This window comes from Streptomyces sp. 3N207, from assembly GCF_052246355.1.
In the GTDB taxonomy this organism is placed as follows: Bacteria; Actinomycetota; Actinomycetes; order Streptomycetales; family Streptomycetaceae; genus Streptomyces.
Genome location: NZ_JBQQBV010000039.1, coordinates 26,110 through 44,579 on the forward strand (window position 1 = coordinate 26,110; position 18,470 = coordinate 44,579).

Here is an 18,470-nt window from a genome sequence, read left to right on the forward strand (position 1 = left end):
CGATGGAGACTGACCGATCAGGAGGGGCAGAAGCTTCAGCAGATCGTGTAGCGGGGCAGTACCAGCTCGACGCACTGCCAGCCGACTCATCTTCCACGTCTTCGCCGCCCTCGCCGAGTTCGTCCGCGAACTCATCGTCATCGGCACCAACGAGGGCCTGGCCGCCGCCCCCGCCCGCGGCCGGGTCGGAAAGTGCCCCAGCGTCGCCACCGAGGAAGTCATCCGCGCCGCCCGCGATCTGCTGCCCGCTCCCTGCCGCTCCATCACCTCGATCGCGAAGCTGCTGGGCGTCTCCCTGGGCGCGCTCTACAACCACATCCCCGACCTACGCGAACTCCGGGCGACCCCGCAGCGCCCCGCCAGCTTGAAGCGCCCGCGAAGTAGGCGAACCCCAGCAAGATCGTTCTCACCGGGATTTCCTGCACCTCAACTACTCACACCCGGAGACCAGCCATGTTCTGGGTGCTCCTGTTGGGCCCGAACGTGTGGCTGCCCGCCAACATTTGGGCCCTGGATGAGGGGGCCGTGACCTGCGACTTCTCCTCAGTCTGGATAGGAGTCCGCCGATTCGGCTCTTCCTTGCTTCCCCTGAGGCGCACAACCATGAACGCCGCTGCCAGGCAATATGCGGTGCTGACCTGCGACGATGCTCAGGCAGCGCTGAGCGCAGGTTGGCGCCCCCTGCAGGAGCCACAAAACATGGCTGGTCTTTCACAGGGCGGCGACCTGCGTATTCGTGCAGTGGTGGCGGTGGAGGGGCGGGCGCGGCTGGTACCGCTCGCCTAAGCGCGAACAAGTGGTCGAACTATCGAAATCGCCGAAGCGGCCCCGCGCAGATTTGAACCCCCGGCAGGGCACACCGCAGGTGGGAAACGTGAGGGCCCTTACAAGCCCGGGGCGCTCGTCACGATTGAAGAGACTTACCGGATCATCAAAACGTAGTGTGAGCTTCCAGGGGGCTGGCTGAGTGGCCGGTCTTTGCTGCCTGTACGACCAGTCAGAGCAGGGCACAACACACCGGCACTTGGCGCCAGGGCGACCTGGCCGACTGGCGCCCCGCCGCAATGAGGCCGTAGGCCGGAGCCTGCGGAGACCTCTGCGGCTGCACCAACGGCCAGGTCATGGCCACCGTGCCGCAATGAGGCCGCAGGCTGGAACCCGCGGAGACCCGGACCGCCACCGACAAGACCGTTCTTGCCCGCCTTGCCGCCATGAAGCCGCAGGTAGGAGCCCGCGGGTCATTGGCATGGCCATGGCGCCATCCGCGCTTCCGGGCCGCGATGAGGCCGCAGGCCGGAGCCTGCGGAGACCGGGCCGTGCGCGTCGGGGAGGTCGCCCGCAAGTTGCTGCCGCGATGAGCCCGCTGGTCGGAGCCTGCGGAGACGTCACGGGAAACAAGGGCGAGCAGACCATGCAGGCCGGACCGCGATGAGGCCGCAGGCCGGAGCCTGCGGAGACTCCCGGAGGACCGGGAGTACCGGGGGCACGGCTACCTGCCACGATGAGGCCGCAGGCCGGACCCTGCGGAGACCCGACGTGCGCCGCGTCGCCGTGCTCGCCGGATACTCGCCGCAATGAGGCCGCAGGCCGAAGCCTGCGGAGACGTGCCGCAGCACGCGCACGCCTCACCAGCGAAACGGCGCTGGCCGCGATGAGAGGTCGACGCGGTGGCCCGCTTCGCGTCGACCGGGCACGAGTTCGCTGTGAACCCCGCCCCGGCGCCTGGCCCTGGGGCGGGGTGAGCCCCAGACCACCAGACCCCGTTGTCAGTGGGGTGATCCAAAGTACTGGGTATGACATTCTCAGATACCTCGGTTCGGTCCTCCTGGGCCCGTATCGACGCCTGGCTCCGCAGCCACGCCCCAGCAACGTTCGCCGAGCTGGCCCTGCCCGCGATCCCCGACGAGATCGAGACAGTACAAGCGCAACTGAGCCTGAGTTTTCCTGCGGAGCTCCTGGCGTCGCTTGCTTGCCACAACGGTGCGGAGCGGTATTCCGGTGTTCTGCCCGCCGATGCCCCTCTTGGGTTGGCGGAGATGGTGGAGCTCTGGCGGATGCGCGTGGAGATCTCCAAAAATGATCTTCCGCAGGAGTCGTTCGAGGAGGACTGCGAGCCCTGGTGGCACCCGGAATGGATTCCGTGGGCTGCGACGGACGGCCACGTGGAGGTCATCGACATGCGGCCGGGCCCGGAGCAGGGCCGGATCGGGTCAGCCCCGCATGACGGTAGCGGTGAGTTCGACGGCGGGTGGCCTTCGCTCGGCTCCTACCTGCACCAGGTCGCCGAGACCCTGGAATTCGGAGGAACCGTGAGCGAGCTGGCGCCTTACCTGACACCCGAAAAGGAACTGCGTTGGGTGTTCCCCGGGGAGGTATTCGTCGAAGACGAAGACCTGCTGCCGGCACCGACACCCCGGACACGCTGAGGCTCCGGAAAGACCGAGCACGTGAACCGTGACGGGCCCGTCACGGTTCACCGTCGGCTGCCTGACGGCAGCACCGTGGCCACATGTGCGGGGTACTACCGCCGCCGGGCCAGGCGGGCCGGGCCGATGTCGAAGGGGGCGGTCGCGCGACCACACGAAAGCTGAACCGCCCCCCCCCCCACTCCCCCTTCCCCCCCCCCCCCCCCCCCCCCGCCCCGCACGATGCAGTGCTGAGCCAACGACGCACAGTCGCTTACCAGCACGTCCATGACAGATGACCTCCGCAGGACGATCGCGGGAGCCACCAGCACGAGCACGCCATCGCCAGCTCACGCCAGCCCCGTGACCTGCGACTTCAGGATGAAAACTTTCCAGTGGGTTCCTGGGGCCCGGTCGTGGGCGTCTTGGGCTTTGGATGGTCGACGCACCAGCGCAGGACTTCCAGCATCAACCCGACTGCCCGGTCTGCCGACTGCGTCGAGTAGGCGCCCTACTCCGGGCCGGTGCCCGTGTCCAGGGCTGGGTGGGGAACCGTCTCCTGGGGCTTCTCCCGGCGGTGGACCGCAGCGTCCCGAAGATCGAACAGCCACTTGAACTCGTCGACCCAGGGGGTGTTGCGAGGTCCGGTACCGAACACGAGCTTCAGGCCCTCGCGGATCGCCGAGCGTCGCGGGGTGCGATTGTCCTTCCACTCGGCCCGGCGTGACTCCGGTACCACCGAGCCGTAGAGGGCATCCAGTGTGTGCGCTGAGGCGGCCACGGCGACCAGCGCAACGTCGAACTCCTCATTGAGTGCGGAAGACTTCGCCGCGAACTCGTTCGCTGCAACAGCCCGCTCACGAGCCACGCGGGCGGCTAGCGCTTGGTCGATCGCAATACCGGCCCAGCGCGGCCATTGACGGGCCGCGACCTCAATTGATTTTCTTGGCCGGGTCGATGCCTTGGCCGGTCAGGTGGACGGTGGCGGAGGTTTTGATGCTCTGGCTGTCGATCAGGCAGGCGCTGGGGTCGCTGGTGCGGCCTTCGGCCTGGCGGACTTTGCCGCGTAAGAGGCCGGTGAGCTGGTCGAAGATGCCGTCGGCTTCCCAGTGGGCGAAGTAGCCGTAGACGGTCTGGTGGGGCGGGAAGTCGTGGGGCAGGTAGCGCCAGGGGATGCCGGTGCGGTCGATGTAGAGGATGGCGTTCATCAGGGTGCGCAGGTCGTGGGTGGGTTTGCGGATGCCGTTGCGGGCCTGGCGCCAAGCTTCGAGGGTGGGGCGGATGAGTTCCCAGCGGGCGTCGGACAGGTCGCTGGGGTAGGGCCGTGAGGGCTGCATGTTGCCTGCGTACGCGGTGGCAGTTGGCTTGAGCAGGGCGTGTTGCGGGGGTGCCGGGTGCACCGGGGGTGCGTTTTCAATCTCGCGTGAACCGGTGGGTTTCTAAATGAGACAGGAGCTTTTGCAAGGAACCCGGCGCATAGCTGGTCTGCTGATTGCCCCAGAAGCCGTTATTCGGGCGGATCGCGTGGTTGGTGCCCCTGGCTGGCCGCTGAAGATCGCCATGAACCATCCGATAGGCGAATCAAACGCTCACTAAGAGAGGAGGCTCTGGATGAAAGCCCGACACGCGATGGCTTCGAGATCACAGAGCCAGTGATCATCTTCCCGGCAGCGTGCCTTACGTGACAGAACGCCTTGCGAGCCGCTGACCTGCGCTGATCGTCGGCGACCCTGGATAAAGTGCGCCGCGAAGGCCACGGCAGAGCGCGCCTCCAGTCTGGATCACGGAGGTGTGGGGGACTATGGGCGCGACCCCGCAGCTGACCAGGCGCCCGATGGGCAAATTTCGCGTTCTGACAAATGAGCTCTCTCACTCAGAAGATCAGAAACCATAGGTTTCTGCAGGTCAAGGCCGTGTACGCGCTTGACGTGAAAATGGCGCCCCCAACTTGCCACAACGCGAAAAACTAGATCCTCATCGAGGCCCCACCCCTCGACCTCCTCCCCGCGCACGCGAAGGTCCGAAGGGAGGGCGACCGCTTGTCCAGTGGGTCAGGGCCGGAGGACCTGGAGACGTGACGCGGGTGGCTCCAACGTGTAGCGCCCGCAGCCGCATTGGCCCGACGCGCGTCAGGCGTACAGGTCAGGTCAGCTGGGGGCGGCCCGTCATGGGCCGCCCCCACTGCCGTTCCCGTTCCTGGATCCGTGCTGGTTTGACGGGCAATCCCCCGAAACAGCCCGCTGGCCGCAGGTTCGAGTTCTCGGCAGGAGCCACCCGCAAGGGCTGGTCGTGCCGTATCTTCGCTGACCTGCGGAGATGCGCTCGTAGCGACGATGTTGGCACCTCTGCCCTAATCTCGCGTCGGCTGACGTAGTGCGATTGCGTACGACGCGCCGGGTTGGACCCTCGGCGGGGCACACCGCTGATGGGAACGACAACACAGCACCTATACAGGCCCGGGGCCCTTGTCGTCATTGAAGAGACATTCGTGCTTGCACGCTTATGAGCGGGCAGAGCCGTTCGGGGGCCTCGCGTTCAAGCCGTTCGTCCGTAGGAAGACCGGATCCCTGCCGACGATCACTTCCCTCCTGTGGCGAAAGAACGGGGTTGCTGTCCACTCTGTAGGCCGTGTGGGCTCTGAACAGGACGAATACCCTGGTCAGAACCCACACGCCCGGCCGGAGGTTCTCCCGCCTGTACCTGCGTTTTCCCAGGACTTCCCGCGCGGTTGCGCACGCGGAACGCAGCGCTGCGGAGCACGACACCCCACTGGCCAGTCGATAGCACGTTGGGCCTTGTTCTCTCCGCCCATGCGGAGAGAACATCGCGCTGTACGACGACAACGTCGCCGCCATCGGACCACCTCTGTGCTGGGGGGAGAGACCGACGACGCCGCCGGTCTCTCCCCCCAGCACCACGGATCACCTCCGGACACTCCCCTGCGCAGGCGATGCTCTCCGCGCGGAGAGTGGTCCGCGAGACTACTTCCGGAGCCTGGAGATGACCTGACAGCCCAAACCCAGGAAGGCCGCTGGGGAAACCTTCGATACGTCAGACGAAGGCACTGACGCTATCCGGTTCATCGCGGTCGGCATTGGGCGAGGCTACTGCGCGTATCTCCTGGTAGAAGATCCACAAGTGCTGGGCGACGGCCTTGCGCGCCGCGGTCGAGTCCCTGCGGCGTATCGCGTCCACGATGTACGTGTGATCCTTCGAGCGTTCCTGGGCCCGTGGCAGGCTCAGTGTGCGCTGGCGGAATTCCCTCATTTCTGGCACAAGCGGCTCGTACATGCTGGACAGGGCCGCGTTGTGGGCTGCCCGCACGATCGCTTCGTGCAGCTCCTCGTCCGTCCGAACCAGCAGGTCTACGTCGGCATGGTGTGCGGTGTCGTGGGCGACACGCAGCCGCTGCAGCTCCGCCAGCTCGTCGTCACTGGCTCGCACACAGGCGAGACCGGCGGCTGTGGTCTCGAGGCCGATCCGTACCTCGAGCAGTTCGGAGAGGGCAAAGCCCTCCGCAACGCCCCACTTCACATACTGCGTTGTCGGGTCGCCGGCGGGAGGCTCGCGGACGAAAGTGCCCTTGCCGCGGACGATCTCGATGACGCCGAGGGTCGACAGCTTGCGCAGCGCCTCCCGCAACGAGGTCCGGCCCACCTGAAGCTGTCGGGCGAGTTCTGGCTCCGAGGGCAATTGCTGGCCCGGTTTCAGTGACCCATTTGCGATGTTCGCCGTGATTCGCTCGGCGATGACGTCAGGCAGAGGACGTCGGGAAAGATTCTCCGATCCTGTCTGTTGACTGATGTCAGACAAGTGCTTACCTTTCCAGTCAGCTGTTGAGACCGCGTCCATCGTAACGGGGCGCTGGCGGCTAGGACATCACGTCGACGGGATGTGAGCGCACAGTTGCGCCCGGATGGGAGTCAATGGCACATGAACGACGACGGCAATTTGCGCGCGGTGAGGTTCGGGGTTCGCTTCCCCCCTGCTGTTTCGGGCAAGGACGTGGCCGAAGCGGTCGTGCTGAGCGAGCGCAAGGGCTTCGATATCGCCTGGATCGCCGATTCCCAGCTCCTGTGGCGCGATGTTTTCGCGACGATGGCGCTCGCGGCGGTGCGGACCGAGCGCATCGGCCTGGCCACTGCTGTGACGAACTTCGTGAGCCGGCATCCCAGCGTGGTCGCGTCGGCGATCAACACGGTCAACGAGTTGGCGCCTGGGCGGGTGCTGCTGGGCGTCGGGACCGGGGACAGCTCGGTGAAACCATTGTCCATGAAGCCGAGCACGCTGGCGCATCTGCGCGACTCCATCGACATGGTGCGCGGGCTCCTTCGGGGACGGTTTCACGACTATGGGCAGCGCAGCTCGAAACTCCGCAAGCCCGTCGGGGACGTTCCCGTGCACATCGCGGCCAGCGGGCCGCGTACGCTCGGCCTGGCCGGCGAGATGGCGGACGGGGTGCTGACGCTGGCCGGTATCTCCCCCGAGATCCTGGCCAGCACCCGTTCGGCAGTGCAGGCGGGAGCGGAGCGTGCGGGCCGGGAAATAGCGGATCTCGACTTCACAGTCGGCGCATTCTGCAAGATCACCGATGATATCGAGCGGGACGCGTCGATCCTGAAGCCCATCTGCCTGCACCTGGCGACCATCGGTGCGCAGGATTTCCTGCGGACGGCCGGGATCGAGCTGCCGCCGCCACCCACCGTTCCGGACGTCTACCCGGACATGGTGCACGCCGAGGACTGGGATCTCGCCGTAGAGCATGCGTCGCGGTACGTAACGGACGAGATGGCCGTCACATTCTCCCGGGCGTTCTGCCTTTTCGGCACCGTCGAAGAAATTCTCGGCCGGATTCACCGTGCGATCGATCTCGGCGCGACCGGCTTCTACTTGCGCCATGTCGGCAACTACACGCTGCCGCTTGAGCTTATAGAGACGTTCGGCGACGAGATCGTGCCGCGTGTGTCGGGAGTGCCGGCATGACCGATATCCTGCTGGATTCCCTCGTGGAGCTTGCCCGGGAGCCCTCGGCCGTGCCGCTGGGCAGCGCGACGCTGATCGAACCGGACGATCCGCTGCTGGTCCACTACGTACAGCGTGAACTTCGTCCGCGATTCGAGAGGCTTGGCGCCCTCGACATCATTGACCTGCCGCACAACCAGTTCACGGTGCGGTTCGGCTCAGGTGCCGGCCCGTGCCTGGCGCTGGTCGCCTACACACCCACCCAGCACCACAACCTGATGACGGAGCCCTGGTCGGGGCGGATTGCGACGCCGATCGACCGCGGTATCGATGAGCCGTGTGTCTTCGGCCAGGGCATCACCCAGAACAAGGTGCACCAGGCGTGTCTGCTCGGTCTTGCGCAGTGGCTGTACGACGAGCAGGTCGCGCTCGAAGGCACGCTGCTGCTCTGCGTCAACAACGAAGGACGCAGCAGCCACGCGTGCTCGGAGGGCATGCTCGACGCGCTTCCGATCACGCCCGACCTGATGGTCCAGCTCTTCCCCACAGGTTTCGACGTATCCGTGGGCAACCGCGGGCGCATCGATCTGTACGTCCATGTTCGTGGCACGGCCGCCCACTCGGCCAACCCGCCGCACGGTGGCAGGGTCATCGATGCGGTGGGCGTTGTTCTGGACCGGATCCGGAAGCTCGACGAGGAGGTTCGGCAGCGTAGCCATCCCCGGCTCGGTCATGAGCAGGCAGTGCCATACCAGGTCGTCTTCGACCCGCTGGCACCGCACACCCTCCCGGCAACAGCCAAGATCACAGTCGATCGCAGGCTGCTGCCGGGCAGCGATCCGCTCGACACCGCCGTCGAGCTGCGTGCGGCGCTCAGTGAGATATCCCCTGCCGGCTGCGAGATCACCGTCGAGCCGGGAGTGACCATGTTGCCGGCCTGGTTCCCTGAGGAGCAGATTGACCGGCTGCATGCGCTGGACTCCGCAGTGTCGCGGCACCTGGGCAGTCCAGCGCGGCATTCCGTCTACGGCGGCAGCTTCGACGCAGGAGGGCCGTCCGCGCGAGGGGTTCCGACCGTGATGTTCGGTGTGCCTGAAGAGGGCGACCTTCTCGGCGACGACTTCGTCCGCGTGTCTCATGTGCGGGCTCAGGAGCGCATCTTGCGCAGCACGATAACCACCTTCTTCGGGCCCGGGAGGCTCCAGTCATGAGCCACGCACGCAAAGTTCTCCTCTCCAGTCTGATCGGAAGCACCGTCGAGTGGTACGAGTTCTTTATCTACGGCACGGCCGCTTCTCTGGTATTCGGTGATCTCTTCTTTCCGGAGTTCACCCCGCTGGTGAGCACGTTGCTCGCGTTGTCGACCTTCGCTATCGCGTTTGTCGCCAGGCCGATCGGAGGGGTGGTCGCCGGCCACTTCGGAGATCGGATCGGCCGCAAGTCGATGCTGGTGTTCACGCTGACGCTCATGGGTGTGGCCACGTTCGCCATCGGTCTGCTGCCGACGTACGACCAGATCGGGGTCGGCGCGACCGTGCTGCTCGTCCTCGTCCGGCTGATCCAGGGCTTTTCCCTCGGCGGGGAGTACAGCGGCGCGGTGCTGATGAGCGTCGAGCACGCGCAGGCCAGCCGCAAGGGTTTCTTCGGTGCTGTGGTCAACACGGGCGCAGGATGGGGGCTTCTGCTCGCGAACCTGGTGTTCTTGATCATGTCTCAGCTGCCGGACGACGACTTCCGGACGTGGGGCTGGCGCGTTCCCTTCCTGCTCAGTGCGGCGCTCGTCGCGATCGGCCTGTTCATCCGGCTCAGGGTCGCGGAGAGCCCGGACTTCCAGCGAGTCAAAAGCGCCGGCGAGGTGCGGAAGGTCCCAGTAGCCGATGTGCTACGCCATCATCCGGTGCTGGTCGCGCTGGTATGCCTCGCCTATCTCTCAGCGGGCGTGACCTTCTACATCGGCACAGTGTTCTCCCTGGCCTACGGAAAGAATGAGGTCGGGGTAAGCCAGAGCACCATGCTCTGGCTGGTGATCGCGACCAATGTGCTCACCATCGCGGCGATCCCGTACTTCGGCTGGCTTTCGGACCGCATCGACCGCAAGCGGATCTTCCTGGCGGGCATCGTCGGCATGGCTGTGCTGCCGTATGCGTGGTTCGCCCTTCTGGGCACCGGGAACTTCACGTTGATGCTGCTCGGCTTCGTGATTCTCTTCATACCCTACGCCGCGAACTTCGGCGTCATGCCGACGCTCTTCGCCCACGTCTTCCCGGTGGGCGTGCGCTACACGGGTATGGCGATCGGCTACACGCTGGGCACCGTGCTCGGCAGCGGCCTGGCGCCGATCATCGCCGCGTTCCTGCTCGACCGGACAGGGAGCTGGCCGGCGATCGCCCTCTACATGAGCGGCGTCGGGGTGCTCTCGTACGTGGCCGCGCTCTTCCTGCGTGAACGGCCCGCAGTGCCGGAGCCGGCGTCCTCTGTCGCCCTTCCAGAGGTGCGCTGATGCGGTTTCTCCGCCCCGCCGGGCTGGCCGAGGCATGCGAGATGAAGGCGACCGAACCGGACCTGGTGCCGCTCGCCGGGGGAACCGATGTGATGGTCGAGTTCAACTTCGGCCGCGACAAGCCACACGGCCTCCTCGACTTGAGCCGTGTGGGCGAACTCCAGGAGTGTGCGAGGGACGGCGCGATGCTGCGGCTCGGCGCGGGGATGACGTACACGCGCATGATGGACGAGCTCGCTGCCTCCGCACCGGCGTTGGCCATGGCCGCCCGTACCGTCGGCTCGCTTCAGATCCGCAACCGCGGCACGCTCGGCGGCAATCTGGCCACCGCCTCTCCCGCCGGCGACGGGCTGCCGCCTCTCGTGGCGACCGGAGCCGACGTGGAACTGGCCTCGGTCCGCGCCACACGCGTCGTGCCGATCGACGCGTTCTTCACCGGCCCCAAGCGGACCGTGCTCGCACCGGACGAACTGATCACGGCCGTGCACGTGCCGGCACGTGCCGGCCCGCAGCAGTTCGCCAAGGTGGGCACCCGCAATGCGATGGTGATCGCCGTTGCCACAGTGGCCACCGCGCTCGACGCATCTCGTAGGCGCGTGGGAGTCAGCCTGGGTGCCGTGGCGCCGACCCCCGTCCGCGCGGCACTGGCCGAGGACTTCGCGTCGGACGCCTTCGACTGGAGCGGCGGCACGCCCTTGGACGGCGACGCCGCGGCCCGGTTCGGTGCGCTTGCTGCGGACGCGGCCGCGCCGATCGACGACGTACGCGGCACGGCCCGCTATCGCAAGCACGCCATCGCCGTGCTCACCGCCCGCTGCCTCACCCGGAGCTGGGAAGAATACCGGAGGAGCGTTATATGAGGTTGACCTGCACCGTCAATGCCGAACGCCGGGAAATCGATGACGTCTGCCCGAGCGAGAGCCTGCTCTTCACCCTGCGCGAGCGGATGGGCCTCCCCGGCTCGAAGAACGCGTGCCAGCAGGGCGAATGCGGCTCGTGCACGGTCTACGTCGACGAAGCGGCCGTGTGCGCCTGCCTGGTTGCGGCAGGACAGGTGGACGGCAGCGAGATCATCACCGTCGAAGGGCTCGGCGACGCCGAGCAACTGCGCCCCGTGCAAGAAGCGTTCGTCGAGACAGGCGCGGTGCAGTGCGGGTTTTGCACCCCAGGTCTGGTCATGGCTGCCCACGACCTGCTGGCGCATTCGCCGCAGCCGACCGACCCCGAGATCAGAGAGGCCCTGGCTGGAAACCTGTGCCGCTGCACCGGCTACGAGAAGATCCTCGACGCCGTCCGTCTGGCAGCACAGTGGCAGGGCGCCCGATGACCCTCACACCGGCACCTGCCCGTACCCGGCCGGGAACCGTCGGCGTGACCACGCCCAGGCCCGACGGCGTACCGAAGGTCCGTGGGGACTTCGCCTACTCCTCGGACCTGCACGCCGAGGGCATGCTCTGGGGCGCCACCGTACGCAGTGCGCACCCCTACGCCCGCATCGTTTCGGTCGACGTAAGCGAAGCGCTGCGCCTGGACGGCGTCCGGTGCGTGCTGACCCACCGCGACATCCCCGGGAAGAATCGCTACGGGTTGGAGACCCGGGACCAACCAGTGCTCGCGCACGACATAGTGCGCTACGCCGGCGAGCCGATCGCCGTGGTCGCTGCGGAACATCCCGACATCGCGCGGCGCGCGGCCGATGCTGTGATCGTCCGCTACGAAATGCTGGAGGCGCTCACGGATCCGGAGCACGCGCTCGCCGGCGAGGGGCCGCGGCTGCACGAAAGAGGCAACCTCGTCGCGCACCGAAGGATCCGCAAAGGCGAGGCCCATCCAGTCGCCGAGGTGGTGGTGCGCGGGACCTACGAGGTCGGCAGACAGGATCAGGCATTTCTCGGCCCCGAATCGTGTCTCGCGCTGCCCGGCGAGGACGGCGGAATCGACCTGCACTGTTCCACGCAGTGGCTGCACATCGATCGTGACCAGCTGTCGGATGTACTTGGCCTGCCGGCGGAACGGGTACGCCTGACGCTGTCCGGCGTCGGTGGCGCGTTCGGCGGGCGGGAGGATCTGAGCGTGCAGGCGCACGCCTGCCTCCTCGCCCTCCGCACCCGGCGGCCGGTGAAGATGGTCTACGACCGCGAAGAGTCCTTCGCCGGACACGTGCACCGCCACCCGGCGCGGATGGAGTACGAGCACGGCGCCACACGCGAGGGCCGGCTGGTGTATGTACGGGCGCGGATCCTGCTCGACGGCGGAGCCTACGCCTCCACCTCCCAGGCCGTCGCCGCGAACGCCGGCTGCTTCGCGGCCGGCCCCTACGAGGTTCCCAACGTCCATATCGACAGCTACGCCGTCTACACCAACAACCCGCCCTGCGGAGCGATGCGCGGATTCGGTGCGGTACAAAGCTGCTTCGGCTACGAGTCCCAGATGGACAAGCTGGCCGCCGTCCTTGGCCTGGACCCGGTGGAGCTTCGACTACGCAACGCCGTCGGCACCGGCAGCACTATGGCGACCGGCCAGCGTATTGAGGGCCCCGCGCCGGTCGCCGAGCTGCTGCGCCGGGTGCGCGTCATGGAACTGCCACCGCCACCCGACCTCTCAGCGGACGACGTTTTGCAACTGCCCGGCGGCGCGGCCAACGCCACCGGGGGCGAGAGCGTCCGGCGCGGTGTCGGGTACGGCGTCTCGGTGAAGAACATCTGCAAGTCGCTCGGCTACGACGACTACGGCACCGCACGTGTCCGGTTGTCCGTCGACGACGGACAACCGGTGGCGGAAATTCACACCGCCGCGGCGGAGGTGGGCCAGGGCCTCATCACCGTGCAAGCGCAGATCGCCCGCACCGAGTTGGGCGTCGACCGGGTCGTGGTACTCCCCGCCGATACTGCGGTCGGCAACGCGGGAACATCCTCCGCATCGCGGCAGACATGGGTCTCCGGCGGCGCGGTGAAAGACGCCTGTGCAGCGGTACGTGAACGACTGCTCATCATGGCCGCCAGGAAGCTGGACGAACCGGCGCAAGCGCTGGCTGTCGCCAACGGCGCTGTGACGTCGCGACGCTCGGGAGTGCATGTGGACGTGGCCGAACTCCTCGCCCACGACGAAATCGAAGAGACGCGCGTCTTCCGGCACAGGCCGACACACCCGCTCGACCCCGAGACCGGCCAGGGAGACGGGCATGTCGCCTTCGCATTCGCCGCGCACCGGGCGGTGGTTGATGTCGACACCGAACTCGGCCTGGTGCGCGTCGTCGAGATCGCGTGTGCCGAGGATGTCGGCAAGGCGATCAACCCGGCAGCGGTGGAAGGCCAGATGCAGGGCGGGATCGCGCAGGGGCTCGGCCTGGCGCTGATGGAGGAGATCCAGGTGGTGGACGGCCGGATCCAAAATCCGTCCTTCACGGATTACCTCATTCCTACCCTGATGGACATGCCCACCGTCCGGCTCGACATCCTGGAGATCCCCCGCGATGACTCGCCGTACGGGCTCACCGGCGTGGGTGAGCCGTCGCTGTTGTCCTGCCCTGCGGCCGTCGTGGCGGCGATCCGCGATGCCTGCGGCGTCGACCTCGCCCGCATCCCGGTACGGCCGGAAGCGATCGTCGGATGCTGAGCGCCGCCATAGCTGCTGAGAGAGCTGAAAGCTGCAGGAGACCAACCCACGGAGGTCTGCCACGGCCGCGGAGCTGTCCGGTGCCCACGATGCGTTACACCCGCGCGGTGACCACCATGGCACCCGGTACTGCTTCCCGGGCGCGTCGACAACCTCCATTGATCGTAGGCCACGCTCGGCGTCGGCGGCTGCCGGACCGATGCTGCGGGGTGGAGTAATCGACTTGGGCAGCACGCTGGGGGAGGGTCGATCTCCCGGATGGCCGACTAGTAGTAGGGCTGACAAAAGACCGTAATCGAGGTCGAGGAGATCGCTCGCGGCACCGACCGCCCGGCCCGCCCGCACCACTACCGCCACGTCCCGCGAGCGCCTGGCTGCTGCTCGGGTCGCCGCGGACACCGACCTCACGCGGCCGACTCCCGGTCCTCGCCGGTTGCATCCCATCTCATCGGACCCGACACCAAGTCTTCCCCCGTTGTCCCACGTGTAAGGAGCCAGCATGACCAGTTACAAGATCGCGATAACCGGCGGCACCGGCCCTCAGGGCAAGGGCCTGGCCTACCGCTTCGCCAAGGCTGCCCACACCGTCTTCATCGGTTCCCGATCCCCCGAGCGAGCAAAGCAGGCGGCGACCGACATCGCGCGCCGGGTTGGCGATGCCGCCCGGGTCAGCGGGATGGAGAATGCCGCCGCCGCCGAGTCGGCAGACGTCGTCCTTTTGGCGGTGCCCTACGACGGTCACGCGGCGCTGGTCGCGTCGCTGCGCTCCCAACTGGTGGGCAAGGTGGTGCTCAGCTGCGTGAACCCGCTCGGCTTCGACAAACATGGCCCCTACGGTCTCGACATCGCCGACTCCAGTGCGGCCGAGGAGGCACAGCGGATTGTTCCCGACGCCAAACTGGCGGGGGCATTCCACCACCTGTCCGCCGTGAGCCTGTGGAGCGATGCCGAGCTACTCGCTCACGAGGACGTGCTGGTCTGTGGCGATGATGACCAGGCCAAGACGGTGGCCGCCGATCTGGCGCGCGCGATCACCGGCCGCGCCGGCATCGATGTCGGCGCGCTCCGGCTGGCCCGTCAGCTGGAACCGCTCACCGCGGTATTGATCGGCATCAACAGACGCTACAAAGTACGGTCTGGCATCCACATCGTGGGCCTGGGGCACGATGGATGACCGCCGCTGGTGAACAACTGCCATCCAGCCGCACCCACATCGGTCCTCGGGCCGACCGGCTCGATGTGTGCCGGGTGAGGGGATGCGTGCGTGCGCCGGACCAGAAGGACGGCGGTCGGCCAGTCGCCGGCGTGTGGTGACGAGCACGCTGGCTCCAGCAGCTCGAACTCATCGTTCTGGAACCGCCGCGACAGCAGCTTCTCGCCTTCAGCGTTAATCACGCAGTGGTGGTGCATCTGCGGACGTCCCCCCCCGGTCGCCCAAGCCTCGGTCACGTTCCCCTCCGCCAACTCGTCGTACATCCATCCCTCAGACTCGCCGACGTTGCCTATAGCCGCGGTCAAGTCACAGTTCCCCATGGGCAGTCGCGTCATCGCAGAGCTGGCCGCTCAGGCGCCGTAAGCCATCCACGCGGCCCACGACGGCAGCCCCGTCCCAGGGCAGCACCTAGGTCCATCGATCTTCCAAGTAACCCGTTCCGACCCAAGTCAGAAAGGTAGGGATCAATGCTGGACATCGCCGAAGAGCTCAACCGGTGGTGCGAGCAGGGACGTGACTTCGCCGTCGCCACCGTGGTGGCGACCAACGGCAGCGCGCCCCGGCAGCCCGGTGCAGCCCTCGCCGTCAGCGCCGACGGCACGGCGATCGGGTCGGTCTCCGGCGGGTGTGTGGAGGGAGCTGTCTACGAACTATGCCAGCAATCCCTCCAGTCCGGCGAGGCCGCGCTCGAGCGCTTCGGTTACAGCGACGACGACGCCTTCTCCACCGGCCTGACCTGCGGAGGGGGCATCGACATCCTCGTCACCCCGGTACGGACGGGTGGCTCCCCGGTGGACAGCGTCAACCGGGAGACGCTCGCCGCTGCGTTGGCCGCCGTCGTCGTCGGGGAGGCGGCGGCGGTCGCTCGTATCATCCAGGGACCCATGCAACTGATGGGCCGGGCCCTGCACCTACGGTGCGACGGTTCGTACGCCGGTACCCTCGGCAGCCATCCCGAGCTGGACCGGGCAGCCGCGGGCGAGGCGCGGGCGCTGCTGGACGCAGGCCGCACGGCGACGGTCGAGATCGGCGCCGACAGCAGCCACTGTGGACGGCCGATCGTTCTGCTGGTCGAGTCCAGCGTCCCGCCGCCCCGCATGATCATCTTCGGAGCGATCGACTTCGCCTCCGCTCTCGCCCAGGTCGGCAAGTTCCTGAACTGCCACGTCACTGTCTGCGACGCCCGCCCAGTCTTCGCCACCGCGCAGCGCTTCCCCACAGCGGATGAAATCGTTGTCGACTGGCCACACCGCTACCTCGACTCACAGAAGCTGGACGGCCGTGCGGTACTGTGCGTACTCACGCACGACGCGAAGTTCGACGTTCCACTGCTGCAGCGGGCGCTGAAGCTCCCAGCCGCCTACATCGGCGCGATGGGCTCACGTCGTACGCATCTCGACCGCCTGGACCGCCTCCACGAGGTTGGGGTCACGGAACTGGAACTGGCCCGGCTTCGCTCGCCAATCGGCCTGGACCTGGGTGCCCATACGCCCGAGGAGACGGCCCTGTCGATCGCGGCGGAGATCGTCGCCGACCGCCGAGGCGGCTCCGGTATCCCGCTGACCGGAGCACACACCACGATCCACCACGGCGACACGCCTTCAGCGGTGGGACACATCGACTCGGCGGCCTGACGACTCCCCACGTGCTGGCCATAGGTGGGTGAGAGGGGGACGTACCCGTGGACTGGGAATGGAACCTCACCAGATCGACCGGGCGGTCAAACTTCGGTGGAACGTCTACGGCGTAGGTGACGTTACTTTCGCACCACGGCACCACGGCTCGAATCACGCATTTTTAACGGCCCAGCTGGCACGGCTGCAGAGGTAGCCTGATCAACCCTCCTGGTCGGCCGGATGGCCGATCCCGAGCAGCGCCAGCGGGTGCTGACCGGATGGCACGACCGCAGGGGTGAGCCCAAGGAGTTGGTCGTCGTCGAATCCGGCGACGAGCACCGCGCCCAGCCCGGCCTCAGTGGCTTGAAGGTAGATGTTCTGGCTGGCGTGCCCCGCCTCCAGCCACACGTACCGCTGCCCCCGACGCCCTTGCGGCGGCTGATCGGCGAAATGTTGCATGGCCGCGTCCATGTCGCCGCTGAGCAGTAGCAATGCCGCCGCATGTCGCAACCAGCCTTGGTCGGCAAGGGTGGTGCTGGCAACCCGGTCGCGGTGATCGCCGCCGACGACCGGGATGAGCACATGCCGCTCGGCGTCGTACCGGTAAGCCCCGGCGGCCAGACCGTCCACGTTGCCCGCGATCACTGTGAGCGTGATGGGGTACAACGCGTGCGCCGACGGGCAGGAGCGATGCCCTTCGGTGGTTCGTCCCTGCGCCGCCCACGCCATCAGGGCGACCTGGGCGATGCTCAGCGGCCGGGGTCCGAAGCTGCGCGTACTGCGTCGCCGTACCAGCAAGGAACCCAGGGTGCTGGTCGCAGCCGTAGGTCGAACAGGCGTCAGAGGCACTTCCGACTGTGTCATCAGGTCAGACAAGCACACCCGTTAAAGGGCGCCTAGTCTTCTGAGTCGTTCCTGTTCAGATAGCTGATGAGGCGTTCGAGAATCTAGTCTGGGGTTTCCGTCCGCATATAGGGCTTGAGGTCCGGTGTTCCATGCGGCGATCCAGGCACGGATGTCCTTCTCCAACGCGTGGACGGTCTTGGTGGAAGCCCCGTCGTATCTGCTTGTTCGTCAGCTCCGCGAACCATCGCTCCACCAGGTTGATCCAGGACGATCCGGTGGATGTGAAGTGCAGGTGGAAGCGAGGGTGAGCGAACATCCAGGTCTTGATGAGCGTGGCCTTCTGCGTAGCGAAATTGTCCAGCACAGATGAATGTCCAGGCCCACCGGGATCTGCCGGTCGAGCCTGGTCATGAACTTCCTGAACTCCGCGGCCCGGTGTCGGCGGTGGACTGCCTCGGCGCGCAGCGCGCTCTCTCCGGTCGAGCAAATCAAACTCGGACACCCCAACTGCCTCCCGTGGCGAGGTACTCCGCGGGGGCGAGTACCGCCGGTGGCGCTGCCGCTGGCGCTCGTGCCGGAGGTGGCTCCTCTCCTGATGTCCCTGGTCAAGCCGATCTATGTGGAGCGGTACGTCATGTACGCCTCGGCCGGGCCGGCGCTCCTGCTCGGGGCCGCGCTTCAGGAGCTGCGGCGCCGCCCGGGTCTCCGTGCGGGCTCGGCGGCAGTCGCGGGTGTCGCGGCGGTACTTCTCCTGGTTCCGGTAGGGAAGCATCTGCGCGCTCCGGCGAGCCGGACGGACGACCTCAACGCCATCGCCAACGCCGTGAGCGCGCGGGCGAACCCCGGAGATGGGCTGCTGTTCATGCCCGGCGGCAGCCGCGTCTGGAAGCTGCCCTACGCCTCCGCCTACCGCGGTCTGACCGACCTGACGAGCAAGGCGGACCCGCACACCTCCCGCACGCTGTACGGCACTGATGTGCCCCCGCGTGCGGTCCGCACCCGCATGCTCGCCGTCCGCCGCATCCTCGTGCTCCAGGACCCGGCGGGAACGCAGCGCGGCCAGGACGGGATTGACCGCGTCAAGCGCGCCACGCTGCGCACGCACTTCGTGCTGTGCAGCACCACCAGGGTTCAAGGAGCCCGCCTCACCGTCTACACGCGCCCCGGCACCTGCTGACAGCCTTAGTACTGCAACGACACTCCGTGGTGTCCTCTGCGTCTGTAATGGCTGACGCGGGCTCGGGCTTGACTTCTTCTTCGCCATAAGGACCAAGCGAGTACGTGCTGGATGCTGTGACGGGCGGGAAAGAGGA

Annotated in this window: 14 protein-coding genes and 1 pseudogene; 11 read left to right on the plus strand and 4 right to left on the minus strand. The window is 67.0% G+C overall.

Annotated features, from left to right (window positions below; all coding sequences use genetic code 11):
- Positions 1-603: 603 nt before the first annotated feature.
- Together ACTWP9_RS35055 and ACTWP9_RS35060 are read left to right on the plus strand one after the other, a co-directional pair.
- Positions 604-786, plus strand: coding sequence for a hypothetical protein (locus ACTWP9_RS35055; RefSeq protein WP_443250369.1), 183 nt, complete (start codon positions 604-606; stop codon positions 784-786).
- A 1,007-nt stretch (positions 787-1,793) separates the two neighbouring features.
- Positions 1,794-2,426, plus strand: a complete 633-nt coding sequence (locus ACTWP9_RS35060) for an SMI1/KNR4 family protein (protein WP_443250370.1) — start codon at positions 1,794-1,796, stop codon at positions 2,424-2,426.
- A 490-nt stretch (positions 2,427-2,916) separates the two neighbouring features.
- Here the strand turns inward: ACTWP9_RS35060 and ACTWP9_RS35065 are convergent, their stop codons facing one another.
- The 3 genes and pseudogenes from ACTWP9_RS35065 to ACTWP9_RS35075 form a co-directional block, all read right to left on the minus strand.
- Complete coding sequence (locus ACTWP9_RS35065; RefSeq protein ID WP_443250371.1) at positions 2,917-3,273, minus strand: hypothetical protein; 357 nt, start codon at positions 3,271-3,273, stop codon at positions 2,917-2,919.
- Between the two features lie 70 nt (positions 3,274-3,343).
- Positions 3,344-3,742 (minus strand): annotated as a pseudogene (locus ACTWP9_RS35070) (transposase); the annotation flags it as partial.
- Between the two features lie 1,714 nt (positions 3,743-5,456).
- Entirely contained in the window at positions 5,457-6,218 is a 762-nt protein-coding gene (locus ACTWP9_RS35075) for a FadR/GntR family transcriptional regulator (RefSeq protein WP_443250372.1), read from the minus strand.
- A 120-nt stretch (positions 6,219-6,338) separates the two neighbouring features.
- Here ACTWP9_RS35075 and ACTWP9_RS35080 point away from each other — a divergent pair, with 120 nt between their 5' ends.
- The 8 genes from ACTWP9_RS35080 to ACTWP9_RS35115 all read left to right on the plus strand — a co-directional run bounded on the left by ACTWP9_RS35080 (position 6,339) and on the right by ACTWP9_RS35115 (position 16,329).
- The gene (locus tag ACTWP9_RS35080) at positions 6,339-7,388 is read left to right on the plus strand and encodes an LLM class flavin-dependent oxidoreductase (protein WP_443250373.1); all 1,050 of its coding nucleotides are present in this window, start codon (positions 6,339-6,341) and stop codon (positions 7,386-7,388) included.
- Positions 7,389-7,438: 50 nt separating this feature from the next.
- The gene (locus tag ACTWP9_RS35085) at positions 7,439-8,578 is read left to right on the plus strand and encodes a peptidase dimerization domain-containing protein (protein WP_443250374.1); all 1,140 of its coding nucleotides are present in this window, start codon (positions 7,439-7,441) and stop codon (positions 8,576-8,578) included.
- On the plus strand, positions 8,575-9,867 hold the full coding sequence (locus ACTWP9_RS35090) for an MFS transporter (protein WP_443250375.1): 1,293 nt from the start codon (positions 8,575-8,577) through the stop codon (positions 9,865-9,867). Before ACTWP9_RS35085 ends, ACTWP9_RS35090 begins: the two co-directional genes overlap by 4 nt.
- A complete protein-coding gene (locus ACTWP9_RS35095) occupies positions 9,867-10,727 on the plus strand; it encodes an FAD binding domain-containing protein (RefSeq protein WP_443250376.1) in 861 nt (286 codons plus the stop codon). Before ACTWP9_RS35090 ends, ACTWP9_RS35095 begins: the two co-directional genes overlap by 1 nt.
- Entirely contained in the window at positions 10,724-11,194 is a 471-nt protein-coding gene (locus tag ACTWP9_RS35100; protein ID WP_443250377.1) for a (2Fe-2S)-binding protein, read from the plus strand. Before ACTWP9_RS35095 ends, ACTWP9_RS35100 begins: the two co-directional genes overlap by 4 nt.
- Entirely contained in the window at positions 11,191-13,482 is a 2,292-nt protein-coding gene (pucD, locus tag ACTWP9_RS35105; protein ID WP_443250378.1) for a xanthine dehydrogenase subunit D, read from the plus strand. Before ACTWP9_RS35100 ends, pucD begins: the two co-directional genes overlap by 4 nt.
- A gap of 499 nt (positions 13,483-13,981) precedes the next feature.
- A complete protein-coding gene (npdG, locus tag ACTWP9_RS35110; RefSeq protein ID WP_443250379.1) occupies positions 13,982-14,656 on the plus strand; it encodes an NADPH-dependent F420 reductase in 675 nt (224 codons plus the stop codon).
- Positions 14,657-15,162: 506 nt separating this feature from the next.
- Complete coding sequence (locus ACTWP9_RS35115; RefSeq protein WP_443250380.1) at positions 15,163-16,329, plus strand: XdhC family protein; 1,167 nt, start codon at positions 15,163-15,165, stop codon at positions 16,327-16,329.
- A 201-nt stretch (positions 16,330-16,530) separates the two neighbouring features.
- Here the strand turns inward: ACTWP9_RS35115 and ACTWP9_RS35120 are convergent, their stop codons facing one another.
- A complete protein-coding gene (locus ACTWP9_RS35120; RefSeq protein ID WP_443250383.1) occupies positions 16,531-17,175 on the minus strand; it encodes a SagB/ThcOx family dehydrogenase in 645 nt (214 codons plus the stop codon).
- 577 nt (positions 17,176-17,752) lie between these two features.
- Here ACTWP9_RS35120 and ACTWP9_RS35125 point away from each other — a divergent pair.
- Positions 17,753-18,334: a hypothetical protein gene (locus tag ACTWP9_RS35125; RefSeq protein ID WP_443250381.1), complete on the plus strand. Its 582-nt coding sequence runs from the start codon at positions 17,753-17,755 to the stop codon at positions 18,332-18,334.
- Positions 18,335-18,470: the final 136 nt, after the last annotated feature.